This is a genomic window from Amycolatopsis sp. ATCC 39116 (genome assembly GCF_000231075.2).
GTDB classification, from domain to species: Bacteria; Actinomycetota; Actinomycetes; order Mycobacteriales; family Pseudonocardiaceae; genus Amycolatopsis_E; species Amycolatopsis_E tucumanensis.
Map to the genome: position 1 here is coordinate 41,306 of NZ_AFWY03000044.1, position 24,157 is coordinate 65,462.

The window sequence follows — 24,157 nt, forward strand, 5'->3', positions numbered from 1 at the left end:
AGGTGCGGGCACACACCGGTGATCACGTGTCCGGCCCGGCGCGTCAACCGGGCCGGACACGAGCTCAACGCACCACCTCGTACGCCAGGTGCGTCACCCCGTTGCCCTCCACCACCGTGGGGTTGCTCAGGCGCACCGGGACCTTTGCCAGGTTCTCGAACCAGCGGACCCCCTCGCCCAGCAGCACCGGCACCTGGTCCACGTTGATGGCGTCCAGCAGGCCCGCGTCCAGGGCTTGCTGCGCGATCTTCGCGCTCGCGATCACCACGTCCTTCGAGCCCGCCAGGTCGGACGCCACCCGCACCGCTTCCTCGACGCTGGACACGAACGTGAAGCCCTCCGGGACCTCCGCCGGCGTCGAGTGCGAGACCACCACCACCGGAACCCCCATGGGGTGCTTGCCTCCCCAGCCGTGGGTGATGTCGTACAGGTGGCGGCCCGCGATGAGGGCTCCGACCCGCGCCATCGCCGCCTTCATGTAGTCCGCGCTCGCCGGCGACATGCGGAACGTCGCCCACTCCACGGCGGTCGGGACCTCCACCTCGCCGTTGCCCATCCACCCGAACAGCAGGTCGATGCCATCGCCGGGGTCGGCGATGAAACCGTCGAGGGACATGGACATGTTGGCGATGACCTTGCTCATCTTCGTTCTCCTCCGTCTCGTGAACCGGACACCCATGACCCTGCCGGTCGAGCGAGCCGGAAATATCGGCCACCTGGCCACCATCCGGGGTGGCACACTGATCCGCGATGTCAGCCACCCCGCCACCGCAGCTCACGCCCTTCGTCGGGCGCTCCGAGGAGCTGCGGGCGCTCGCCGCGGAGCTCGCCGCCAACCGCCTGGTCACCGTCGCCGGGCCGGGCGGGTGCGGCAAGACGCGCCTGGCCCTCCAGGTGGCCGGCACCCACGACGACGTGCGCTGGGCCGACCTCACCGCCACCAACGACCCGACCGTCGTGCCGGAACTCCTCGCCGCGGCCACCGGCACCCTGCTCACCCCGGACCACGGCTCCCTGGCCCGCCAGATCGGCGACCGCCGGATGCTGCTCTGCCTCGACAACTGCGAGCACGTCCTCGCCGCCGCCGCGGACGCCGCCCTCGAACTGATCACCACCTGCCCCAACGTGACCGTCCTCGCCACCAGCCGGGAACCGCTGGGGGTGCCCGGTGAGCGCGTCTGGCGGGTGCCCTCGCTCAACGCCGCGGACGCCGCCGCGCTCTTCATGGCCCGCTCCGGCGCCCCGGACACCGGCGCGACCACCACGCTGTGCGCCCGGCTGGACGGGATCCCCCTCGCGATCGAGCTGGCCGCGGCCTGGTCCGGCACCCTCACCGTCGCCGAGATCCTCGACGGCCTCGACGACCGGTTCGCCCTCCTGGTCCGCGGACCACGCGGCGTGGCGGCCCGGCACCAGACGCTCGCGGCCTCCATGGCGTGGAGCCACGACCTGCTCGACGAACCCGACCGCGTCCTCTTCCGCCGCCTCGGCGTCTTCTCCGGCGGCTTCACGCTCGACGCGGCCGCAGGCGTGTGCGGGCCGCGGATGGAAGTCCTCACCGGCCTCGGCAGGCTCGTCGACAAGTCGCTCGTCATCGCCGACACCACCGGACCCACCACGCGGTACCGGATGCTGGAGACGATCCGCCAGTACGCCCTCGCCAAGCTGGCCGCCGCCGGTGAAACCGACGAGGTCCGCGACCGGCACCTGGACACGTTCGGCGCGATCGTCGAGGCAGCCGCGCCGCTGCTCGACACCGACAAGGACGCGTGGCGCGCGGCGGTGGGCCCCGACCAGGAGAACCTGCGCGCCGCCATCGAGCACGGCCTCGCCGCGGACGACCCGGACCGCGGACGGCGGCTGGCCGCCGGGCTCGCATGGCTGTGGCACCTCAACGGCCGCGGCCACGAAGGCATCACGTTGCTGCGCCGGGCCATCGACCGCGGCCCCGACGGCACCGAACTGCAGGCCCGGCTGCTGACCGGGCTCGCCCTCGTCGCCGACACCACCGGGCTCGACAACGACGCCGCCCGAACCGCCCTGGAGATCGTCCCCGACGACGGCCTGGCCACGCTCCTCAGCGCGCTCGGCGAACTGGCCAGGGACTTCGACACCGCGGCCAAGCTCGCCGAACAGGCCCGCGCGAACGAAAACGGCTTCGTGCGCGACGGCGCGACCGCGTTGCTGGGCATCATCGCCCACCTCCGCGACGACCACGCGACCGCCGTGCCGCTGCTGGAAACCGCGGTTTCCGGCCTGACCAGCCGACGGGACCGCGGGGTCGCGTCGACCGCGTTGTCGTTCCACGCCGCGAGCGCGCTCTACACCGGACAGGTGGCACAGGCCAGGGAACTCGCAGCCGAGGCCGTGCGCATGGCGCGGCCGCTGGAGGATTACCACCGCATCGGGTCCGCGACGAGCGTCTTCGCGCTGGTCGAAGGGACCGCCGGGAACCTCGACGCGGCGCGGGCCGCGCTCGATCCGATGGTCCGGCTGGTCTACGGCGCCAAGTCACCGCCGTTCGTGCCGGGCCTGGCCAGGGCGAAGGGCTGCCTGCACCTGTGGTCCGGTGAACCGGCCGAGGCAGCTGACTGGTTCCGGCGCGACGGCACCCCGGCCGCGCTCGTCGGGCTCGCCGAGGCGCTGCGGCTCAGCGGGAACCCGGAACAGGCGGCGGAAGTGTGCGAGCGCGCCCTCACCGCCGCCCGGCAGGCCGGGATGCCGAAGGTGATCGCCGACGCGCTGGAGCAGTCCGCGTTCCTGTCAGATTCCGAGGACCTGCACCACGAAGCACTCGCCATCCGCTTGGGCCACGGGCTGTGGCTCAACTGCGTCAGCAGCCTCGAAGCACTTGCCGACGAGCCGCTGCGGCAGGCGTGCGAACGCGCGAAGCAGGACATAGGCCTGCCGCACGGGCCGGTGGCCGGGAACGCGATGGAGCTGCGCGAGGCCATCGACTACGCCCGCCGCGCACGCGGGAAGCGCGGGCGGCCGTCGAGCGGCTGGGCCAGCCTGACGCCCACCGAGGAGAGCGTGGTGCGCCTGGCCGTGCAGGGGCTGAACAACCCGCAGATCGGGGCCCGGCTGTTCATGAGCCGCAGCACGGTCAAGACGCACCTGTCGCACATCTACGCCAAGCTCGGCGTCACGAACCGCACCGAGCTGGCGGCGGCCAGTGCCGACCGCCCGGCGGCACCCGGCGCTCCGGTCAAGGGTTGACGGCCAGGAAGATGAAGCTCGCGAGCAGGGCGAGGTGGACGCCGCCCTGCAGGGGTGTGGCGCGGCCGGGCACGACGGTCAGCACGCCGGTCACCACGGTGAGCGCGAGCAGCACCAGGTGGGTGCTGCCGAGGCCGAGCACCAGCGTGCCGGGCAGCCAGATCGAGGCGAGCGCTATTGCTGGGATGGTGAGGCCGATGCTCGCCATCGCCGAGCCGAGCGCCAGGTTGAGGCTGGTCTGGATGCGGTCGCGCAGGGCGGCCCGCACCGCGGCGAGGGTCTCCGGGAGCAGGACCAGCAGGGCGATCACCACGCCGACCACCGCGTGCGGGAGGCCGGCGTTGTCCACCCCGGCCTCGATCGCCGGGGACACCACCTTCGCGTCGCCGACCACAGCCACCAGCGCGACCAGCAGGAACGCCAGGCTGAACCAGGCGGCGCCGGAACTGGGCGGCTCGGCGTGTTCGTCGGCGCCCTGCTTGACCGGCAGGAAGTAGTCGCGGTGCCGGTAGGTCTGCATCGCGACGAACAGGCCGTACAGCACGAGCGACGCCACGCCCGCGAACGCCAGCTGGGCCGGGGAGAACTCCGGGCCGGGGCGGCTGGTGGTGAAGGTCGGCAGGACCAGGCTCAGCGTGGCCAGCGTCGCGACGGTCGCGAGCGCCGCGCCTGCGCCCTCCGCGTTGAACACGGCGACCCGGTGCCGCAGCGCGCCGACCAACAGGGACACGCCGAGGATGCCGTTGCAGGTGATCATCACGGCGGCGAACACGGTGTCGCGTGCCAACGTGGCGCTCTTCGCCCCACCGTCAGCCATCAGAGTGACAATCAAGGCGACTTCGATCACCGTGACGGCGACGGCCAGCACGAGCGACCCGAACGGTTCCCCGATCCGGTGAGCCACGACCTCCGCGTGGTGGACCGCGGCGAGCACGGCCGCCGCCAGGCACAGCGCGACCACGATGACGAGCGGCAACGGGAGTTCGCGGCCCCAGCTCAGCACCAGCGCGACGACGGCGACCAGCGGGGCGAGGACGGTCCAGTCGGTCAGCCGGGATCGGATGCGCGCGCCCACGGGCCCACACTGCCACAGAGATCCGCAAGGGGCCGGGCTTGCGCGCGACGCCGGTGTGTGGTGCCCTTTCACCCCTGGGTGGGTTGTTCTCGCGCGCTGAAGCGACCTGTGTCACACCGGGGTACCGATCTTGGCCCCCGGGCCGATAGAAAGCGCGACGGCTCGACGCGGAACGACCTGGACGAGTGACGAGAAAGGTACGCCCTGTGACGACAGGTGCCCACAGCCTGGGAACCGGAAGCGGGGCGACGACGGTCGCCGAACTGCTCGCGCGCAGTGATCGCCCGGTTCGCCGGCGTCACAGCCGTGTCCCCGCGCCTTCTCCCGCCGAGATGACGATGCCGACCATGGTCGCCGCCATCTCCGTGCTCGACTCGAAGTCCCCACGGCGCCTGGAGCGCCCGCCGGTGGCGAGCACCGCCGGGATGCGGGTGTTCGGGACCGGTTCGTTCGGTTCGGCAGGCACGGTGGGCGCCACCCTGCGCGGCTCCGACGAAGGCGGCGCCGGCCGGACCACGGCGCCCGGCTCGATGACCGGTGAGCAGACGCCCGCCGCGCTCGCGACCACGCCCGTCGCCCCGGCTCCTCCTGCCGCCCGGGTCCCGCCTGCCGCGGAGGTCGTCGCTGAGGTCAAGGCGGCGCAGACGATCGTGTTCGAGGCGTGCATCCCGGACGCCGAGTCGGCCGAGCCGCTGATCGTGCCGGTCGACGAAGACGCTGACGCGCAGCCCGCCAAGGAGCGGCGCAACAGGCCGCTGATCCTGGCGACCGCGAGCGCCGGGCTGACGCTGGCCGGCGCGATGCTGGTCGGCGGGTGGATCGCCGGGCCGGGTGGGACGGCCGAGCCGGTCAGCCTGGCAGGCGGGCACGCCGCGCCGCAGGAGCCGACCGTCGCCGGGCAGGACGACGCCGATGACGCCGTGCTGCCCGCGGGCCAGTTCACCGGCATCCTGCCGATCGCCGCGACGAAGCAGGCCGCGCCGCAGACGTCGACGCCAAAGGCCACCGCGCCGGCGACGAAGAAGACGACGCAGCAGGCGGCTCCGAAGCAGACCCGGCAGCAGGCGCCGCAGCCGCGGTACTCGGTGCCCCAGTACTCCGTGCCGCACTACGAAATCCCGGACTGGCGCGACTACGAGCGCCACTACGAGTACGACTACGACTACGGGCACGACCGCGACCGCCACTACGACCGGGACGACCGGCGCCACCGCTGACCTGTTGACGCCCGCACCGGCCGCGGCGGATCATCGCCGGTGATGAGCGTCTACGACGACAGGCCGTGGCTGGCGCGGTACGCGCCGGGGCAGCCGGCGGGGATCACCGTCGAGCACGACAGCGCGCTGGCCATGTTCCGGGCGTCCGTGGCGCGGGATCCGGACGCGGACATCCTGCGGTACTTCGGCGGCCGCATCACGCTGCGCGAGCTGGACGAGCTGACCGATGCGTTCGCCGCGGGCATCACCGACGCCGGGTTCCGTCCCGGCGAGCGGGTCGCGATCTACGCGCAGAACGTGCCGCAGTTCGTGATCGCACAGGTCGGCACGTGGAAGGCGGGCGGGATCGCGGTGTCGGTCAACCCGATGAACCGCGCACGCGAACTGGGGCAGCTGCTGGCCGATTCGGGCGCGACGGTGCTGGTGACGTTGCAGTCGCTGTGGCACGAGGTGGCGGCGGAGGTGGTGCCGGGGACCGCGGTGCGGACGGTGCTGACGACGTCCGAACTGGAGTACCGCGCGGAGCCCGGTTCGCCGGTGGAGTGCCCGGGAACCGTTGACCTGGCGGGGATGCTGGCGCGGTTCCGGGGCGTGACGCCGCCGCCGGTGACGCTCGGACCGGACGACATCGCGTTCCTGACGTACACCTCGGGCACGACGGGCCCGCCGAAGGGCGCCATGACGACGCACCGCAACGTCGTCTTCAACGCCCAGACCTACCGGGACTGGGTGGGGTTGGGCGCGGACGACGTGATCCTCGGGGTGGCGCCGCTGTTCCACATCACCGGGCTGATCGGGCACATCGCGGTGGCCCTGCTGGTCGGCGCACCGCTGGTGTTGATGCACCGCTTCGACGCGGCGCGCACGGTGGAGACGGTGCGCGCGGAGCGGGCGACGTTCACCGTCGGGTCGATCACGGTGTTCATCGCGTTGATGAACGTGCCCGACGTCGATCGGGAAGCGCTGGCTTCGCTGCGGAAGATCTACTCGGGCGGGGCGCCGATCCCGCCGAGCACGGTGAAGGCCTTCCAGGCGATGTTCGGCACCTACATCCACAACTGCTACGGCCTGACGGAGACGACGTCGCCGTCGCACGCGGTCCCGTTCGGGGTGGAAGCGCCGGTGGACCCCGCTTCCGGCGCGTTGTCGGTCGGGGTGCCGGTGTACGACACGGTGGTGCGGGTCGTCGACGAGGACGGCCGGGAGCTGCCCGCAGGCGAGGTGGGCGAGCTGGTGACGTCCGGGCCGCAGGTGGTGGCCGGGTACTGGGAGAAGCCGGCGGAGACGGAGAAGGCGCTTCCCGGCGGACGCCTGCACACCGGCGACGTCGGGTACATGGACGCCCAGGGCTGGTTCTACGTGGTGGACCGGAAGAAGGACCAGATCAACGCGGGCGGGTACAAGGTGTGGCCGCGCGAGGTCGAAGACGTGTTGTACGAACACGAAGCCGTGCGGGAAGCCGCGGTGGTCGGCGTCCCGGACGAGTACCGGGGCGAGACGGTCAAGGCGTTCGTCAGCCTGCGGCCCGGGTTTGCGGTCACGGCGGAGGAATTGATTTCGTTTTGTAGGGAACGCATGGCGGCGTACAAGTACCCACGCCAAGTGGAGTTCCTGGAGGAACTGCCGAAAACAGTGTCGGGCAAACTACTGCGACGCGCACTGCGCGGCAGTTGATCTTTGAACAAAACCCGAGCTGGGTGGTCATCCCGTCGCCTGACACGTAACGATCACCTTGAGCCAGGGCCGCAACCCAGGCCGCCAACCGGCAGCCGACCATGCCAACCTTGCGGCCCTGGCGCAAGGTGATATGCACAAACCGGAAGGCGACGGGATGACCACCCAGCGACCCACTGCACGAGGTGAGACGAGGCACCCAACCCCTGGTCATCCCGGAGCCTGCCCGTCCGGCGAGGACTCTTTTGATCTTTAAACCCGCGCCTGCGCGCGGAAACAGCGCCTCACGGCGCCGAACGGTCACCTTCCGACCACCCCCGCCCCCGATGCCTGATTGTGTTTCAGTCGCCGAGCAGCCGTGTCAAGGCGGGAAAGAGTACCTTGACACGCCTGATCGGCGACTAAAGATCGGCTGTGGATCGGGGGCGGGGGAGGTCTGGTTGGGGTGGCCGCTTGCTTTTCGTTGCCGGGCGGCGGTTCGGTGGTGTGCCCCGAAGAACCTGCTAGTCCTGCTTGTCGGCGTTTGCGCGCCTTGCTGCTTCCCTCATCTCGAAGAGGTCCGTCAGCCAGTCGCCCGTTTCCCGGGCGATGTCGCGCACCGCGCCGGTGATGATCGTCGCTATGTTGCCGATGTGGGTGGCTGCCGACTCGGTCAGCACCTGGACCGTGTCCTTGCCGCTTTCGATCGGATCGACCATCACACGTCCTCACGCCGCCGCGGAAACCCTGTCGGACGCCAGCGTATCGGGCGTCCGGTCCGCCTGCCGAGGCCGCGGCGGCAGCGCGAACTTCACGATCTTCTTCGCCACCGACCACAACTGCTTGTGCAGCGGCCCGGTGTTGTAGGGCAGCCCGTACTTCTCGCACACCGCCCGCACCTCCGCGGCGATCTGCGGGTACCGCCGCGCCGGGATGTCCGGGAACAGGTGGTGCTCGATCTGGTGTGAAAGGTTGCCGCTGAGGATGTGGAACAGCGGGCCGCCCGTGATGTTCGCCGAGCCGAGGATCTGGCGCAGGTACCACTGGCCCCGCGTCTCGTTCTCGGTCTCCTCCTCGGTGAAGCTCTCGACGTCGGACGGGAAGTGGCCGCAGAAGATGATCGCGAACGCCCACAGGTTGCGGGTCAGGTTCGCCGACGCGTTGCCCAGGAACGTCAGCGGCGCGAGCGGGCCGGTGAGCAGCGGGAACAACACGTAGTCCTTGCCGACCTGCTTCACCGCCTTGCGCGCCATCCGCTCGCGCATCTGCTTCAGCTCGGGGTCCGACCACTTCCGCTCACCACGCACGACCCGGTCGAACTCCAGGTCGTGCAACATCACGCCCCACTGGAAGATGAACGCCAGCACCGTCGCGTACACCGGGTTGCCCAGGTAGTACGGGTGCCACTTCTGCGCCGGGTCGATGCGCAGGATGCCATACCCGATGTCGCGGTCCTTGTCGAGCACGTTGGTGAACGTGTGGTGGATGTAGTTGTGCGAGTGCCGCCAGTTCTCCGCGGGCGCCATCGTGTCCCACTCGAACTTCTGCGAGCTCAGCTCGGGGATGCGAGTCCAGTCGTACTGGCCGTGCATCACGTTGTGGCCGATCTCCATGTTGTCCAGGATCTTCGCCAGCGACAGCGCGCCGACCCCGGCGAGCCAGGCCGGCGGGAAGAACCCGGCGAACATCAGCGCCCGCCCGGCGACCTCCAGCCCGCGCTGGGTCTTGATCACGTTCCTGATGTAGTCGACGTCGTCCTGGCCGAGGTCGGCGACGATCCGCTGCCGGATCGCGTCCATCTCGCGGCCGAACTCCTCGATCTGCTCCGGCGTCAGCCGGTCCTGCAAGCCGGTCATGGGAAGGCTCCTCTACGCGTCGATCTCCACGTCCCCGGCTGGGACGGAGATGCAGAGCTGGATCTCTTCGTTCTCTTCGCCGGACACCTCGCCCGACTTCGCGTTCCGCACCCGGCCGCGGGCCTTGACCTTCGTGCAGGAGAAGCAGATGCCCATCCGGCACCCGTGCTCCGGGCGGAGCCCGGCCTCCTCGGCCTGTTCCAGCAGCGGGCGGCCCGAGTTGGGGAACTCGACGCCGCTGTGCGCGAACCGCACCGTGCCCTCGGCCGCCGACTCGTCGATCACCAGCTCCGGCGGCGTGAACTCTTCGGTGATCAGTTGTTCACCCAACTGTTCGCTGTCGTACACAGCGCGCACCGAGTCCATCAGGGGCGCCGGGCCGCACAGGTACGTCACCGCGTCGGCGTACCAGGGTGCGGCCTCGACCAGGTGGTCCCGCGAGAAGAACCCGCTCAGCTCGCCGCCCGCCGCGTGCGTGCACGCGAGCACGACCCGCACGTTCGGAGCCTGCCGCGCCAGCTCGCGGGCGTAGAGCACGTCGTCCGGAGTGTTCGCATAGTGCAGGAACACCACCTCGCCCTGGTGCCCCTCGTCGGCGAGGGTGCGCAGCATCGACATCAGCGGAGTGATGCCGCTGCCGCCGCTGATCAGCAGCAGCTTCTCCGGTCGCGGCTCGGGCAGGGTGAACGTGCCGTCCGCCTGGGACAGGCCGAGCACCCAGCCCGGCCGGGCCCGGTAGAGGTGCTGCGACACCAGACCCTGCGCCTTGATCGTCAGCTCCAGCCGCCCGTCCCGGTGCTGCGAACCGGCCGGCGAGTAGCACCGGGTGCGGCGCACGCCGTCGATGTCCACCGACACCCGCACGTACTGGCCCGCCTGGAAGCCGCGCCACGCCGAACTCGGCTTCAGCGTCAGGGTGACCGTGTCGGGGGTCTGGTGCTCGACCGCGGTGACCTCGCCACGGATCTCGCGGCGGACCAGCATCGGGTCGATGAGCTCCAGGTAGCGGTCGATGCCGTGCGGGGTGAGCAGCGCCTCGGCGATCGCGGCGAGCCGCATGATTCCTCCCCGGGATCATTTTCGGAGAACACTTGTACACTCAATGGTGGCGTACCCGGCGGGGGCGCTGTCAACCGAAGGAGGTGCGGGCGTGACGCAGGTCGCACCCGGAACCGGACGTAGGATCGGCGACGTGTCGGCCGAGTCCGTGAAGCCCGTGAGCCGGCAGGAACGCAAACAGCGCACCCGCCAGGCCCTGCTGGACGCCGCGCTCGCCCAGCTCGCCGACCGCCCGTTCGCGGTGCTCAGCCTGCGCGAGGTGACCAAGCAGGCGGACATCGTGCCCACCGCCTTCTACCGGCACTTCACGTCGATGGACGAGCTGGGCCTGGTGCTGCTCGGCGAGTCGATGGCGGTCCTGCGCCGGATGCTCGACGCCGCGCGCGACACCGGAACCGACTTCGACCACGTCGCCCGCACCATCGTGCGGACCCTGCACGAGTACACCCGCGCGCATGAGGCCCACTTCCGCTTCCTGACCAGGGAACGACACGGCGGGTCCGGCGCGGTGCCGCAGGCCGCGCGCACGGAACTGCGCATGTTCGCCGGCGACCTGGCCGTCGACCTCGCTCGGTTCGACTGCCTGCGCCGCTGGCGGACGGACGACCTGCGAATGCTCGCCGACATGATCGTCACGATGCTGCTGTCCACCGCGGTGGAACTCATCGAAACCGTGCCGCGCAGCGCGGAATCCGACGAACGCATTCTGGCCACCGCGGAAAACCGGCTGAAACTGATCGCCCGCGGCGCCGAGCACTGGCAGTGACCCTCATTCGAGGGACACCGGCGGTTTGCGCACTCCGATGGCGCTTGCGAACGTCGAATTCATGCGAAAGATCGCCGTACTGACCGCCGCCGCGTTCCTGCTGGCCACGGCGCCCGCCGCCGCCGAGCCGGCGTTTCTCACGTCGTACTACGGGAACGGCTGGGGCCTGCAGGTCGAAGGCGCCGTGACCAAGGACGGCGACCAGGCCTATTCGATCGAGCTGAGCGTTTCCGGCACCTGCCCGGCGGCGCAGATGCTGAGCACGCCGAAAATGGGTGTGCGATACCGGTCGCCACGCGAGGACTGGCACACGGTGATGTTCCCGTGCGGCACGAATCCGGAGCCGATCAAGGGATCCGGGTACCTCTTCCCCGGTGACAGCGTGTCGATCCAGGCCATCGGCGAAGCCGGTTTCCCGCCGTCTCCCGGCTACGGCTTCGAGGTCCAGGTGCAGCCGGCGGAACCTGAGACGGCACCCACCCCGAGCTTGTGATCATCGAACACCTGTTCTAGCGTCGTGCACGGAGGGTAGGGAGTGCACGATGAACCGGCAGGACGAGGAAGACCGCCTGGAGCGGAAGCGGATCGCCGAGCTGGCGGACCAGTGGCGCTCGCTCGCGGGCGCGCTGCCGTTCTGGACCCAGGAGCGTGAGGGCGACGAAATCGTGCTGCGCAACCAGTTCGGCGACGAGCTGCTGGTGACCCTGCACGGGCGCTGGGCCCAGCACTTCGCCCAGTACCTGGGCTCGCTGCAGAAGACGGCGGGCTGCGCGCTGGCCGAGCTGCTCTGGACCATCGGCGGCCACGGCGACTCGGTGCAGATCCGCCGTCAGGCACGGGAACTCCTGCGCGCGATGCTGCTCGAAGAACCCCGGCCACCCGGCCGGCAGCGGTGACGGTGCGTGACCGTCCACTCGCGACAGATCAGCTGGCCGCCAGGAAGCGCGACGCCCGCTCGGCGACCTCTTCGACCGGTGCCGCGTCCGGCCACAGTTCCACCTCACCGCGCTGGAGCAGGGCACGCGCCCGGGCGTCTGCTCGCCGCGGGTCGTGCACGACGCTGCGGCCGGCGATGATCGCCAGCACGGGCACGGCGAGAGCACGCAACTGCTCGTCAGTGAACGGGACCGGCCGCGGCAGCGCGGTCCGGAAGTGCTGGAACCCGGCGCTGAGCAGCCGTCCTTCGACGGTGTCCGCCGGGTCCGCGCCGGTGGCCCAGCGGAGGAACCGCGGCCGGGCCCAGCTCGAGACGTAGCGCAGGCCGACCGGGAGGGCCCGCAGCACCAGCCCGGGCGGCACCGGGGCGAACGTGGCGACCGGGTCGGCCAGCGTCAGCGAAGCGACCCGCTCCGGCCGCCGGACCGCGAGGTTCGCGGCCAGCCACCCGCCGGTCGAGACGCCGAGCAGGTGCGCCCGCCCGAGGCCGAGCCGGGCCAGGGTGTCGTCGAGCCAGCGTGCCTGGTCCCCGGCGTCGCGGATCGGCGCGGTCTGCTCGCTGCGACCCGGTTCGCCGAGCGGATCGACAGTGTGGACGCGGTGGCGCCGGGCCAGCGCCGGGATGCCCGCCCGGAACGCGACGCTCGTGCCGCAGCGCCCGGGCAGCAGGACGAGCGGGTCACCGGCCGTGCCGAAGCGGTAGACGCGGACCACGCCGAAGGCCGTGGGGATATCGCGCACGGCGGCCGGCTCGGGCATCGCACGCATCGCTTCGTCGTAAACGGCGTCGTAGCGTGCCCGGTTACCCGCCGACCGAAACCCGCCGAGCCCGCTCATTCGCACCTCGCCATCGTGAAATTCGGCACCGTCGCGGCCGCCGTCGGTGACCCGGCACTGACACCCCGTTGCCACTCCGAGGAAAACGGCCATGTCGATCGTCGCCTCCCCCGGCCACGAGGTCGAATCCGGGAGTTACCGTGGAAGGCATGTTCGGTATGGCCGCGGTCTGGGCGGAACGCACGTCCCGTCGGACGCTGAATCATCTGCACAGCCAGCTGGGCGCCGCGGGGCTCGTCGCCGCCGTGGCCACCGCGCCCGGCCTGGCCGCGGTGGTCGACCAGCACGCGGCCGCGGTGCGCGACATCCTCGCCGCGGGCGTGGAGGGTTCGGCGGCCGTCGCGGGAGTCGTGCTGCTCGCCGGGTACGCGCGCGGCCTGCTCGACCACGCGCGCGAAGCCGGCTGGCGGCTGACCGTGCCGCAGGGCCCGGAATCGGGGCCGATGGACTGGCTGACCTTCCGCCTGCTGGCGGTCTGCACGCTGGCGAACTCGATGGACGACCCCCACTACCGCCAGGGCTTCGAACTGGAACTGCGCTAGGCGCAAGAGAACGGCCGGTCCGTCGCCGGACCGGCCGCCTCTCCCTGTGCTCCCCGTCTTGGGGCGTTCCCCGTCGTTACCGGAAGCTCTCCGGCGGCCGCATGGTCGCGCCGCGGTCCGACCCCATGGAACCGGTCGGCTGGCGCATCTCCTGCGTGGCCTCCTCCGCGGTCGGGGTGGTCGCGCGGGTCGCGTCCTCACGGCCCCGCTGGTAGGCCTCGGCGTGCGCCTTGGCGGCCGGGATCTGCTCCTCGGCGCGGCCCAGCCAGCGCTCCCAGCGCTGCTGCATCGGCTTCACCAGGCCACCGCCCATGCCGACGATGACGACACCGCCGATCGTCGCGAGCACGGTGACCAGCACCGGCGTGGTGACGGTGGTGGCGACGCCGATCTGGTTCAGGGCCGCGATGATGCCCAGCGCCCAGATGAACACCGCCGCGATCGTGCCCAGTGTCTTGCCGTAGGACAGGCCGCTCAGCGCTCCGCCGACCAGGTCCTTCACCGCGCGGGCGATCGCTCCGGCGACGACCACGATGATGATCGCGACCGCGGCCTTCGGCAGCCACGCGACGATCCCCGTCAGCAGCCCGCTCACCGGGTTCGGCCCCCACACGCCGAAGGCGAACTGCAGGGCGATCAGCAGGACCGCGTAGTACACCAGCTTGGCGATGATGTCCGAGGCGTCGTACTTGCTCTTGGCGAGCATCTGCTTGATGCCGCCGCGCTCGACCACCCGGTCGAACCCGACCTTCTCGAGCACCTTGTTCACGATCTTGCCCAGTGCTTTGGCGATGAACCAGCCGATCGCGAGGATCACCAGGAACGCGACGAACTTCGGCACGAAGGTCGCCACCGCGCTCCAGGCGTTGGACACACCCTGGCCGAAGTCGACGGCCGCCAGGTTGGACGTTGCCACTGGCCTCTCTCCCTTCCGTTGCAGGAGCAACCTGCGCCCCGTTTCTGAAGCGCTTTCGATGAAGTGGCTACCCAGCCCTGGCAGGGCCACACTTCAATGACCTGCGGGTATCCCCCACGCGTGTGATGCAGGACCCATCGCGACAGGGGTACCAAGACGGCTCCCACCGGCGGTTTCGCGACGATTTCGCGGCCGCGCCGACCGGGTGGAAAAAGTCAGTCGGCCGCCGCTCGCGCGGGGCGTCGCGCCGGCACCGCGATGCGGCTGACGTCGGAGGCCACCACGATCTCGCCGCCGAACGACGCGGCCGCCTCGGCGCGGAACGCCTCCGGGTCCGGGTAGCGCTGCGAGAAGTGCGACAGGACCAGCGTCCGCACCCCGCACTCCGCCGCCACCCGTCCGGCCTGCGCGGCTGTCAGGTGCCCGTACTCGGTGGCCAGCGCGGCGTCCGCGGACAGGAACGTCGACTCGATCACCAGCAGGTCCGCGTGCTCGGCCAGCTCGAAGACGCCGTCGCAGAGCCGGGTGTCCATCACGAACGCGAACCGCTGGCCCCGGCGCGGCTCGCTCACCGCCGGCAGCTCGACCCGCCGCCCGCCGACCTCGACGAACCCGTCCCGCTGCAGCTGCCCGACCGCGGGGCCACGCACGCCCAGCGCCGCCAGCCGGTCCGGCAGCATCCGCCGGGTGTCCGGCTCGACCAGCTGGTACCCGAACGACTCGACGGGGTGCGACAGCCGCCGCGCGAGCAGACGGCCGAACGCGCCGCGCGCGATCTCACCCGGCTCGGCCACCGGCGACTCCACCAGCTCCGCCGTCTCGTGGAAGGCGCTCGCGTGCCGCAGCCGCGCGAAGTACTCCGCGCCGGAGGCCGGGTAGTGCGCGACCACCGGGTGCCGCACCCCGTCCAGCGACAACCGCTGCACCACGCCCGGCACGCCGAGGCAGTGGTCGCCGTGGAAGTGGCTCAGGCAGATCCGCGTGATCGAACTGGCCGCCACCCCGGCGAACAGCATCTGCCGCTGTGTGCCCTCGCCGGGGTCGAACAGCAGTCCCTCGCCGTCCCAGCGCAGCAGGTAGCCGTTGTGGTTGCGGGTGCGCGTCGGCACCTGGCTCCCGGTCCCCAGCACCACCAGTTCACGCACGGACACCCCCCGACCCTAGGCCGCGCAGCCGCAACGCCGTCCACAGCTCCGCCCGCACGTCCGGGTCGTCGAGATCGCGCCCGGTCAGCTCGGCCACTTTCGCGATGCGGTTGCGCAGGGTGTGCCGGTGGACGCCGAGCCGCGCCGCCGCCGGGTCCCACTGCCCGTGCCGCCGCAGCCACTCCGCGAGCGACGCCACCAGGTCGCCACGCCCGGTCTCGTCGTGGCGCACCAACGGTTCCAGCACCGCCGCGGCAAACGCTTGCGCCTCCTCCGCGGGCAGCAGCGAGACCAGGTCACCGCGGAACCGCACCAGCTCGGTCCGCGACGCGACGCGCGTCGCCCGCTGGTGCGCCTGCGCCAGTTCGGCGTAACCGGCCGCCGGCGCCACACCGCCGGCCAGCTCCGGGGACCAGCCGGACGGCCCGATCGCCACGACGAACCCGTCCAGCTCGGCGGCGAACGCCGGGCTGCCGTCGAGGGCGTCGAGCACGCGCTCGACCTGACCGGTCAGCGCGAACACCTCGACCGGTTCCGGCGGCAGGCCGACGATCCCGGCGACCAGCTCGTGCTGCCCGGCCAGCAACAAACGCATACATGCGGTATGTACCTTGCGGCGCTCCGACTCCAGCCCGCGCGCTCGCGTCAACGTGAGGGTGAGCAGTGACGCGGCGGCGCTCAGCACGTGCCCGCTGGTCCGGTCGAACGGCTCCGGCCGCCCGGCGACGAGGAACCCCTGGTTGCGCAGCACCTGGACGACCACGTGCTGCCCGTCCACCTCGAAACTGGCGCTCGCCGGCCCGCCACGCAGCCGCGCCAGCTCGCCCGCCACCGACGGCAGCCGTTCCGCGGCCGCCGCCGGGGCGGCCCGTACCAGCTCGCCGCCGCGGCCGACCAGCAGCACGAACCCGTTGAGCAGCCGAGCCAGCCGTCGCACCGCCGCGTCCGGCCCGCGCAACGCCGCCCGCGTCAGCTCCTGCTGCGCCGCGTTGGTGGCGGTGACCTCGGCGTAGGAGTCCGCAGCGAGGGCCGCCGACACCGCCTTGCTGATCGCGATGAACGGCGTCCGCCGCGGCACTTCCAGCAGCGGTAGCCCGGCGTCGGCGGCGGCGCGCACCAGCGCGGCGGGCGCTTCAGCATGGCTGAGCCCGATGCCGAACCCGAGCCCGGCCAGCCCCCGCGCCGTCAGCCTGGTGACGTACTCAGGCTCGCCGGACAGCCGCAATCCCGTGGTCAGCAGCAGCTCACCGCCTTCGAGGAACGGCGTCGGGTCGTCCAGCTCGCTGACGTGCACCCACCCCACCGGGCGGTCCAAACCGGACTGCCCGGCCAGCACGCGCAGACCGAGCGTCGGGTCGGCGAGCAGTCGCCGCAGGGTCACCGGCACGACCACCACTCTGCCACTTCGTCCAGTTCTCCGAGCCCTTATTGGCCGGTTCGGCCATTTCCGTCCACGCCGGGCGAGCAGATGCTGGACCGATGAGCTTCCCCTACTGGGTCGCCGGCCGCCCGGCGACGAGCGACGACCTCGTCGAAGTCCGCAACCCCCGCGACGGCGCGCTCGCCGGAACCACCAGCAACGCGACCGCGGCCGACGTCGAAGCCGCCGTCGCCGCCGCGCACGACGTCCGGCACGAGGTCGCGCAGCTGCCGGCGTACGTGCGCGCGGACGCCCTCGACCACGTCTCCCGGCGCCTGGCCGAGCGCGCCGACGAGATCGCGGACCTGATCCACGCCGAGTCGGGCAAGCCGTTGAAGTGGGCGCGGGCCGAGGTCGGGCGCGGGGTGTCGACCTTCCGCTGGGCCGCCGAGGAGGCCCGCCGGTTCTCCGGCGAGCTGCAGCGGCTCGACACCGACGCCGCCTCCGCCGGGCGGCTGGCGCTGGTCCGGCGCGCGCCGCGCGGGCCGGTCCTGGGGATCACCCCGTTCAACTTCCCGCTCAACCTCGTCGCCCACAAGGTGGCCCCGGCGATCGCCGTCGGCTGCCCGATCGTGCTCAAACCCGCGCCCGCGACTCCGCTGACCGCGCTGGTGCTCGGCGAGCTGCTCGCCGAGACCGCCCTGCCCGCCGGCTCGTGGTCGGTCCTGCCGATGCCGAACGAGGCGGCGAGCGAGCTGGTCGCGGACCCGCGGCTGCCGGTCGTGTCGTTCACCGGGTCCGGACCGGTCGGCTGGTCGATCCAGGACCGGGTGCCGCGCAAGCACGTGACCCTGGAGCTGGGCGGCAACGCGGCGGCGATCGTCTGCCCGGACTGGACGGACCTGGAGTTCGCGGCGCAGCGCATCGCGACCTTCGGCACGTACCAGGGCGGCCAGTCGTGCATCTCAGTGCAGCGGGTCTACGCGCACCGCGACGTGTACGCCGAGCTGGCCGACCGGGTCGTCGCCCACGTGCGCAAGCTGGACGTGGACGGCGAGGTGGGCCCGCTGATCAACGAGGCGGCCGCGGTGCGGGTGCAGTCGTGGGTCGACGACGCGGTCGCGTCGGGCGCCGAACTGCTCGCCGGCGGGACGCGGCAGGGCGCGACCGTGGCGCCGACCGTGCTCGCCGGTGCGTCCGAGGACTGCGCGGTCAACGCCGAGGAGATCTTCGGCCCGGTGCTGTCGCTCGCGCCGGTCGACTCGGTGGAGGAGGCCTTCGAGCGGGTCAACGCGTCGCGGTTCGGTTTGCAGGCCGGGGTCTTCACGCACGACCTGCGGGTCGCGTTCGAGGCGTCGGCGCGGCTGGAGGTCGGCGGCGTGGTGGTCGGCGACGTGCCGAGCTACCGGGCCGACCAGATGCCCTACGGCGGGGTGAAGGAGTCCGGCACCGGCCGGGAGGGGGTCCGCGCGGCCATGGAAGACCTCACTGAGCAGCGGGTTCTCGTGCTGACCGGGGTGCGCTGAAGATTTCCGAAAGAAAATTGTCCGCCGTTGTCGATTCGCCCGGTGCTCGATCGATGTCATCGTGACGGTCCTATTGGGGACCACCTCGACAGCAGGGAGAAGACGATGAAGTTCATGGTCCTGGTCAAGGGCGACGAGAACACCGAGGCCGGCGCCATGCCCACCGAGCAGGAGCTGGCGGACATGACCAAGTTCAACGAGGAGCTGGTCAAGGCCGGTGTGATGCTGGCGGGCGAGGGCCTGCACCCGAGCTCGAAGGGTGCGCGGGTGCGGTACTCCAGCGAGGGCACGACCGTGATCGACGGCCCGTTCGCGGAGTCGAAGGAGCTGATCGCGGGCTTCTGGATCCTCGACGTGAAGTCGAAGGAGGAGGCCGTCGAGTGGCTGAAGCGGGCGCCGTTCCGGGACACCGAGATCGAGATCCGGCAGGTGTTCGAGGCCGAGGACTTCGGTGAGGCGTACACGCCGGAGCTGCGTGAGGCCGAGGACCGGATGCGGCAGAAGATCGAGGAGCAGCACGGGCGGTAGGAACTTGCCCTCGCCGCGGTGAGGTGGTGTGCTCGGTGACCGTGACGGTCACCGAGGCACATCGCACCATCGACGCCGTGTGGCGCATCGAGTCCGCGAAGCTGATCGCCGCGCTGACGCGCATGGTGCGCGACGTCGGGCTGGCCGAGGAGCTGGCGCAGGACGCGCTGGTGGCGGCGCTGGAGCAGTGGCCGTCGTCGGGTGTGCCGTCGAACCCGGGCGCGTGGCTGATGACGATCGCCAAGCGCCGCGCGATCGACCACTTCCGGCACCTGAAGATGGCGGAGCGCAAGCACGAGGAGATCGGGCTCGACCTGGAGACGACGCAGCAGGCGATCGAGGTCGAGCCGGACGAGGTGCCGGACGACCTGCTGCGGTTGATCTTCACGGCGTGCCACCCGGTGCTGAAGACGGAGGCGCGGGTGGCGCTGACGTTGCGCTTGCTGGGCGGGCTGACGACGGACGAGATCGCGCGTGCGTTCCTGGTGCCGGAGTCGACGGTGGCGCAGCGGATCGTGCGGGCGAAGCGGACGCTGGCGCAGAAGAAGGTGCCGTTCGAGGTGCCCGCCGGGCCGGAGCTGGCGGAGCGGCTGGGGTCCGTGCTGGAGGTCGTGTACCTGATCTTCAACGAGGGCTATTCCGCGACGGCCGGCGACGACTGGATGCGCCCCCAGCTGTGCGCCGACGCGATGCGGCTCGGGCGGATCCTGGCCGGGCTGGCGCCGCAGGAGCCCGAGGTGTTCGGGCTGGTGGCGTTGATGGAGTTGCAGGCGTCGCGGTCCAGGGCGCGGGTGACGCCGGACGGTGAGCCGATCTTGTTGCTGGACCAGAACCGGGCGAAGTGGGACCGGTTGCTGATCGGGCATGGGCTGGCGGCGCTGGAGCGGGCGGAGAGCCTGTCGCGGGTGCGTGGACCGTACGTGCTGCAGGCGGCGATCGCGGCGTGCCATGCCCGGGCGGGTGCGCCGGAGGACACCGATTGGGAGCGGATCGCGGCGCTGTACGGGGAGCTGGCGGAGGTGACGCCGTCGCCGGTGGTGGAGCTGAACCGTGCCGTGGCGGTGTCGATGGCTTCGGGCCCGGAGGCGGCGCTGCCGTTGGTGGACGAGCTGGCGGCCTCGCCGGCACTCGCGAGGTACCACCTGCTACCCACAGTGCGAGGCGACTTGCTCGCGAAGGTGGGTCGGCTGGCGGAGGCGCGGGCGGAGTTCGAACGGGCGGCTGCGTTGACGCGGAATTCGCGGGAGCGGGATGTGCTGCTGGCGCGGGCTAAGGCTGCGGCTGGGGAGTAGGTGGGGTTTCTGACGGCTGTCCGGAGTGGACGGTTCATGTTGGTGCGAGTGGTCCTTTCGCGGGGGGATGAACGGACCGTTCATCGTGATGCGGCTGGTCTCCTCGTGCGGCGCTGGCTCGAACGTTCATCGTGATGCAGCTGGTCTCTTCGTGTGGCGATGAATGGACCGTTCATTGCGGTGCGACTAATGGACCGTCCATCGTCGTGCCGCTGGCCCCCACGCGCGGCGATGAACGGACCCGTTCATCGCCGCCGCCACCGCCTGTCCACCCGTGCGTGATTGAAAGGACCATTCATCAGGTCACCGCTGGCCCAACGGCTACACCGGTGAAGCGGTGCAGCCGTGAAGCGATGAATGGACCATTCATCGAGGCACCACCGGCCCACCCGCCCGCGAAGGCATGAACGGACCACTCATCGACACACGACCGGCCCACCCGCGAACCTATGAACGAACCATTCATCGAGGCGCGACATGCCTACCCGCCCCGAAGGCATGAACGGACCGTTCATCAAGCCACGACATGCCGCCCCGCTCGCGAAGGCATGAATGGACCGTTAATCTACCCATGAACGGATCATTCATCCACACACCACAGACCCCATCATCGCGGCATGAACGGGCCGTTCATCGGCGCACGACAGGCCCACCCGCTCGCGAAGCCATGAACGGAGCGTTCACCTACCCGCCACAGATCCCGTCATCGCGGCATGAACGGGCCGTTCATCGGCGCACGACAGGCCCGCCCACTCGCGAAGACATGAACGCGCCGTTCACCTACCCGCCACAGATCCCGTCATCGCGGCATGAATGTGCCCTTCATCGGCGCACGACATACCCACCGACTCCCAAAGCCATGAACGGACCGTTCATCCACCCACCACAAGCCCCACCACCGCCGCGTGAATGGACCGCTCATCAAACCCGCTCGATCCCCTCCCCACCCGGGAGCCGTAGCAACTGCAGCTAGAGCGACCCGAGCCCAGCCTCCAGCAGATCGAACATCCGCTCCCCAGCCCGCCCCACCGCCGCCGCGATTTCTGGTTCCGCCTCGCCGGCTGCGGTGCGTCGCAGGACCTCGTCGAACAGCAGGCGGTGCACGCCGGCGATCTGGGCCGCCCCGGCGCGCGCCGTGTCCTCATCGAAGTCCGACAACGCAGTAGCCAGCGCCTTCTCCCGCTCCTCGTGCAACTCACGCAACCGCGCGAGCAGCGTCGGGCTCTCGACGACCATCCGCGCGAACTCCGGCCCCGAGAAACCCAACAGCGCATCCCGGCGCTCGAGCCCCGCCCGCCACGCGCGACGGAACGCCGGCACCAGCGGCCGCCCCCGCACCTCGGCCAGGCTCGCCACGAACGACTCGTGCACGTCGAAGACCAGGTCCTCCTTGCGCGGGAAGTGGTTGGTGACCGTCATCTTCGCCACCTCCGCCGCCTCCGCGACCTGCGCGATCGTCACCTCCTCGAACCCCCGCGAGATGAACAACCGCGTCGCCGCGTCGGAGATCGCCTGCCGTGTCCGCTGCTTCCTCAACCCGCGCTCCACGGACCTCACCCTACGCTATGCTTGACCTAATATTAGGTCCGACCTAAACAACTGGAGGCCGAGATGCGGCTCATGACCGTCCACGCCCACCCCGACGACGAGTCCAGCAAGGGCGCCGCCACGATGGCGCGCTACGCCGCGGCAGGCGCGGACGTCCTGGTCGTCACCTGCACCGGCGGCGAGCGCGGCGACGTCCTCAACCCGCGCCTGGACACCCCCGAAGTCCGCGCAAACCTGCCCGAGATCCGCCGCCGGGAGATGGCCCGCGCGAGCGAGATCCTCGGTGTGCGGCAACGGTTCCTCGGCTTCCGCGACTCCGGCCTCACCGACGACCCGCCCGCCGACAGCTTCGCCCGGCAACCCCTCGGCACCGCCGTCGACAGGCTCGTCGAGGTCATCCGCGAGTTCCGCCCGGACGTGCTCGTCACCTACGACGAGACCGGCGGCTACCCGCACCCCGACCACATCCGCACCCACCAGGTCGCGGTCGCCGCGTTCGACGCCGTCGCCGGCACGCCCTGGCAGATCGCCAAGCTCTACTACCTCGCCACCCTCACCAAGGAGTGGTTCCAGGCCATGCACGACGCCCTCACCGCACGCGGCCTCGACTCCGGCATGGCCGAGGTCCTCGCCGAACTGCCGGACACCCACACCCCAGTCACCACGCGGATCCACTGCGCCGACCACTTCGACACCCGCGACCGCGCCCTGCTCGCCCACGAGACCCAGGTCGGCCCCGACAACCGGTTCCTGCGCCACCCGCGCGACGTCGAACGCGAGGTGTGGCCGACCGAGGACTACGTCCTGGCCCGCTCGCTGGTCCCGGCCGACCTGCCGGAGGACGACCTGTTCGCCGGGATCACGGCTGCTGCGGCGGATCCAGCATGACCGTCGAATCCGCAGGCGCCGGCTCGACCTGCTTGCGCCGCCGCTCCCGGAACACCCACCCGCCGACCACGCCCGACCCGAAGCCGAACAGGTGCCCCTGCCAGCTGATGCCCTCCTCGGCCGGCAGCAGCGCGGTGAACTGGTAGGCGAAGCACAGCGCCATCACGAGCCCGATCACGATGTCGATCGGGCGCCGGTCGAACAAGCCACGCACGATGATGTAGCCGAAGTAGCCCAGCACCACGCCGCTCGCGCCGGCGGTCACCCCGTTCGGCGGCGACACCAGCCACACGCCGAGCCCGCTGCCGACCACGATCAGCGCCGTCACCCCGAGGAACTTCCGCACCCCGCGGTAGGCGGCGAGGAACCCGAAGATGAACAGCGGCCCGGAATTGCTTTCGATGTGCGCCCAGCTGAAATGCAGGAACGGCGCGGTCAGCGCCTCGGGCAGCGAACTCAGCTCGCGGGCGCGGATGCCGAAGTCGAAGCTCAGCGCGTAGTCGGTGGCCCAGTTGACGATCTGCACGATCCAGATGACGGCCAGGAACCCGACCATCACCCACAGCGCCTTGCGCGCCTCGGCGATCATGGCCTGGGCTTCGGCGCCGCTGGGCAACGCGCGTTCCTTCATCCGGTCAGGGTAATGGAATTATCGGCGTTTTCCCGGCGAATCCGGAGCGCGGACGCGAGCAGGGTGACCACGAGCCCGGCGGCACCCCACACCACCAGCACGGTGATCGGGCCGCCGGTCGCGTTCCCGGCGAAGTAGACCTCGTCGCGGATCGCCTCGGTGCCGGCGCCGTTGGGCAGCCAGTCGCCGATCGCGCGCCAGAACGGCGGCAGCAGCTCGGTCTGGTAGGCGCCGCCCGCGCTCGGGTTGCCGAGCACCACGAAGATCAGCACGGTGATGCCGACGCCGATCACGCCGAACAGCACCTGGAAGGCCATGGTGACGGTCGCCGCCGCGAAGGTGAGGGCCGCGCCGATCCACCACAGGGACAGGAAGTGGCCGGTCAGCGCGCCGAGGACCTGGTCGACGACCAGCGCGCCGCCCAGCCCGGACACGATCGCGTAGGGCACCATCGCGGCGAGCCGGATCACCGTCCGGCGCAGCGTCGCGGGACGGGCGCCCTTCGCGATGCCGAGTGCGGCGGCGGCGAGGTAGCCGCCGACGAGCCAGCCGACGACCGCGTAGAAGGCGGTCAGCCCGCGGGCGTCGCCGGCCTGCGGTGGGACGAGATCTTGGACGACCGGTGCGCGGTTCTGGGCGGCGCCGAGTTGGGTGAAGACCTGTTCGACGGCGGTGGCGAGGGCCGGGCCCGCGGCGGTCGCGACCAGGAGGGTGCCGCTGTCGGCGAGGTAGGCCGCCTCCACGTCACGGTCGAGGACCAGTTGGCGCGCGTCGTCCGCATTTGGGCTCGGTGACGCCTCGACGGGCGTGCCGTCGAGGGCGTTGATGCGGTCGACCGTCTGCTGTGGACCGACGACGGCGACGGCGACCCGGTGCGGCGACGGGCTGTGGAAGGCGCCGACGTAGGACAGGATGAAGCCGAGCTGCAGGAGCAGCACCCCGAGCACCAGCAGAACGGTCCGCGGGGCGACCGCGTCCCGCAGATCGTGCGCAAGGCTCCGCGGTTCTTCGCTGGTCATGGCCCCGAACCTAGGCGCGGCGGGGCCCAGCCGCGCGGCGAAGATTCACTCGATCCCGCTGTCATTCAGCTGTGCCGCGCCCGGTGGCGAAAGCTGCGGGCGGCACCGGACGGTGACACCTGGCGGCACCGCCACGGCGCATCA

At 71.1% G+C, this 24,157-nt stretch carries 23 protein-coding genes; 11 read left to right on the plus strand and 12 right to left on the minus strand.

Translation table 11 applies throughout. The features are described 5' to 3' along the window. Positions 1-64: 64 nt before the first annotated feature. Entirely contained in the window at positions 65-643 is a 579-nt protein-coding gene (locus AMY39116_RS0331655) for a dihydrofolate reductase family protein (RefSeq protein ID WP_020421618.1), read from the minus strand. 107 nt (positions 644-750) lie between these two features. Here AMY39116_RS0331655 and AMY39116_RS0331660 point away from each other — a divergent pair, with 107 nt between their 5' ends. Next, positions 751-3,219: a LuxR C-terminal-related transcriptional regulator gene (locus AMY39116_RS0331660; protein WP_020421619.1), complete on the plus strand. Its 2,469-nt coding sequence runs from the start codon at positions 751-753 to the stop codon at positions 3,217-3,219. Here AMY39116_RS0331660 and AMY39116_RS0331665 read toward each other — a convergent pair. Then, positions 3,209-4,294: a calcium:proton antiporter gene (locus tag AMY39116_RS0331665; protein WP_020421620.1), complete on the minus strand. Its 1,086-nt coding sequence runs from the start codon at positions 4,292-4,294 to the stop codon at positions 3,209-3,211. The two genes, AMY39116_RS0331660 and AMY39116_RS0331665, sit on opposite strands and share 11 nt — an antisense overlap. 332 nt (positions 4,295-4,626) lie before the next feature. On the opposite strand from AMY39116_RS0331665, the gene AMY39116_RS0331670 reads away from it, so the two are divergent. Both AMY39116_RS0331670 and AMY39116_RS0331675 read left to right on the plus strand, forming a co-directional pair. Then, on the plus strand, positions 4,627-5,511 hold the full coding sequence (locus AMY39116_RS0331670; protein WP_027936388.1) for a hypothetical protein: 885 nt from the start codon (positions 4,627-4,629) through the stop codon (positions 5,509-5,511). Positions 5,512-5,553: 42 nt separating this feature from the next. After that, positions 5,554-7,185: a class I adenylate-forming enzyme family protein gene (locus tag AMY39116_RS0331675; RefSeq protein ID WP_020421621.1), complete on the plus strand. Its 1,632-nt coding sequence runs from the start codon at positions 5,554-5,556 to the stop codon at positions 7,183-7,185. Between the two features lie 503 nt (positions 7,186-7,688). Here AMY39116_RS0331675 and AMY39116_RS0331680 read toward each other — a convergent pair. From AMY39116_RS0331680 to AMY39116_RS0331690, 3 genes are read right to left on the minus strand one after another with little or no spacing between them, the layout of a single operon-like run. After that, on the minus strand, positions 7,689-7,883 hold the full coding sequence (locus tag AMY39116_RS0331680) for a hypothetical protein (RefSeq protein WP_020421622.1): 195 nt from the start codon (positions 7,881-7,883) through the stop codon (positions 7,689-7,691). Positions 7,884-7,892: 9 nt separating this feature from the next. After that, the gene (locus tag AMY39116_RS0331685; RefSeq protein WP_020421623.1) at positions 7,893-9,020 is read right to left on the minus strand and encodes an acyl-CoA desaturase; all 1,128 of its coding nucleotides are present in this window, start codon (positions 9,018-9,020) and stop codon (positions 7,893-7,895) included. A 12-nt stretch (positions 9,021-9,032) separates the two neighbouring features. Next, positions 9,033-10,079, minus strand: a complete 1,047-nt coding sequence (locus tag AMY39116_RS0331690; protein WP_020421624.1) for a ferredoxin reductase — start codon at positions 10,077-10,079, stop codon at positions 9,033-9,035. Positions 10,080-10,170: 91 nt separating this feature from the next. Here AMY39116_RS0331690 and AMY39116_RS0331695 point away from each other — a divergent pair, with 91 nt between their 5' ends. The 3 genes from AMY39116_RS0331695 to AMY39116_RS0331705 are packed head-to-tail and all read left to right on the plus strand — an operon-like array spanning position 10,171 to position 11,741. After that, entirely contained in the window at positions 10,171-10,845 is a 675-nt protein-coding gene (locus tag AMY39116_RS0331695) for a TetR family transcriptional regulator (RefSeq protein ID WP_051123634.1), read from the plus strand. Between the two features lie 37 nt (positions 10,846-10,882). After that, positions 10,883-11,338, plus strand: coding sequence for a hypothetical protein (locus AMY39116_RS0331700; protein ID WP_020421626.1), 456 nt, complete (start codon positions 10,883-10,885; stop codon positions 11,336-11,338). A gap of 49 nt (positions 11,339-11,387) precedes the next feature. Further along, positions 11,388-11,741, plus strand: coding sequence for a hypothetical protein (locus AMY39116_RS0331705; protein WP_020421627.1), 354 nt, complete (start codon positions 11,388-11,390; stop codon positions 11,739-11,741). A gap of 28 nt (positions 11,742-11,769) precedes the next feature. Here AMY39116_RS0331705 and AMY39116_RS0331710 read toward each other — a convergent pair whose 3' ends face one another. Continuing rightward, complete coding sequence (locus AMY39116_RS0331710) at positions 11,770-12,549, minus strand: alpha/beta fold hydrolase (RefSeq protein WP_235716257.1); 780 nt, start codon at positions 12,547-12,549, stop codon at positions 11,770-11,772. A gap of 227 nt (positions 12,550-12,776) precedes the next feature. Here AMY39116_RS0331710 and AMY39116_RS0331715 point away from each other — a divergent pair, with 227 nt between their 5' ends. Continuing rightward, complete coding sequence (locus AMY39116_RS0331715; RefSeq protein WP_020421629.1) at positions 12,777-13,160, plus strand: DUF6401 family natural product biosynthesis protein; 384 nt, start codon at positions 12,777-12,779, stop codon at positions 13,158-13,160. A gap of 76 nt (positions 13,161-13,236) precedes the next feature. On the opposite strand, the gene AMY39116_RS0331720 is transcribed toward AMY39116_RS0331715, so the two are convergent. From AMY39116_RS0331720 to AMY39116_RS0331730, 3 genes are all read right to left on the minus strand, one after another. Next, positions 13,237-14,076, minus strand: coding sequence for a hypothetical protein (locus AMY39116_RS0331720; RefSeq protein ID WP_020421630.1), 840 nt, complete (start codon positions 14,074-14,076; stop codon positions 13,237-13,239). A 215-nt stretch (positions 14,077-14,291) separates the two neighbouring features. Beyond that, complete coding sequence (locus AMY39116_RS0331725) at positions 14,292-15,227, minus strand: ribonuclease Z (RefSeq protein ID WP_020421631.1); 936 nt, start codon at positions 15,225-15,227, stop codon at positions 14,292-14,294. After that, the gene (locus AMY39116_RS0331730; RefSeq protein ID WP_020421632.1) at positions 15,214-16,617 is read right to left on the minus strand and encodes a PucR family transcriptional regulator; all 1,404 of its coding nucleotides are present in this window, start codon (positions 16,615-16,617) and stop codon (positions 15,214-15,216) included. Before AMY39116_RS0331730 ends, AMY39116_RS0331725 begins: the two co-directional genes overlap by 14 nt. Positions 16,618-16,700: 83 nt before the next feature. Between AMY39116_RS0331730 and AMY39116_RS0331735 the strand changes: the two genes are divergently transcribed. From AMY39116_RS0331735 to AMY39116_RS0331745, 3 genes are all read left to right on the plus strand, one after another. Further along, positions 16,701-18,107 (plus strand): aldehyde dehydrogenase family protein, encoded by a 1,407-nt coding sequence (locus AMY39116_RS0331735; protein WP_020421633.1) that lies wholly within the window; start codon positions 16,701-16,703, stop codon positions 18,105-18,107. A gap of 105 nt (positions 18,108-18,212) precedes the next feature. Continuing rightward, positions 18,213-18,635 (plus strand): YciI family protein, encoded by a 423-nt coding sequence (locus AMY39116_RS0331740; RefSeq protein ID WP_020421634.1) that lies wholly within the window; start codon positions 18,213-18,215, stop codon positions 18,633-18,635. Between the two features lie 23 nt (positions 18,636-18,658). Further along, entirely contained in the window at positions 18,659-19,927 is a 1,269-nt protein-coding gene (locus AMY39116_RS0331745) for a sigma-70 family RNA polymerase sigma factor (RefSeq protein WP_020421635.1), read from the plus strand. Between the two features lie 969 nt (positions 19,928-20,896). Here the strand turns inward: AMY39116_RS0331745 and AMY39116_RS0331750 are convergent. Further along, positions 20,897-21,484 carry a TetR/AcrR family transcriptional regulator gene (locus AMY39116_RS0331750; RefSeq protein ID WP_027936390.1) on the minus strand — a complete coding sequence of 196 codons (588 nt, stop codon included), beginning with the start codon at positions 21,482-21,484 and terminating at the stop codon, positions 20,897-20,899. A gap of 54 nt (positions 21,485-21,538) precedes the next feature. On the opposite strand from AMY39116_RS0331750, the gene mca reads away from it, so the two are divergent. After that, entirely contained in the window at positions 21,539-22,363 is an 825-nt protein-coding gene (mca, locus tag AMY39116_RS0331755; RefSeq protein WP_020421637.1) for a mycothiol conjugate amidase Mca, read from the plus strand. Here the strand turns inward: mca and AMY39116_RS0331760 are convergent. Both AMY39116_RS0331760 and AMY39116_RS0331765 read right to left on the minus strand, forming a co-directional pair. Continuing rightward, a complete protein-coding gene (locus AMY39116_RS0331760) occupies positions 22,335-22,994 on the minus strand; it encodes a rhomboid family intramembrane serine protease (protein ID WP_020421638.1) in 660 nt (219 codons plus the stop codon). The genes mca and AMY39116_RS0331760 overlap by 29 nt on opposite strands. Next, the gene (locus tag AMY39116_RS0331765) at positions 22,991-24,013 is read right to left on the minus strand and encodes an ABC transporter permease (RefSeq protein ID WP_020421639.1); all 1,023 of its coding nucleotides are present in this window, start codon (positions 24,011-24,013) and stop codon (positions 22,991-22,993) included. The genes AMY39116_RS0331760 and AMY39116_RS0331765 overlap by 4 nt, the downstream gene beginning before the upstream one ends. Positions 24,014-24,157: the final 144 nt, after the last annotated feature.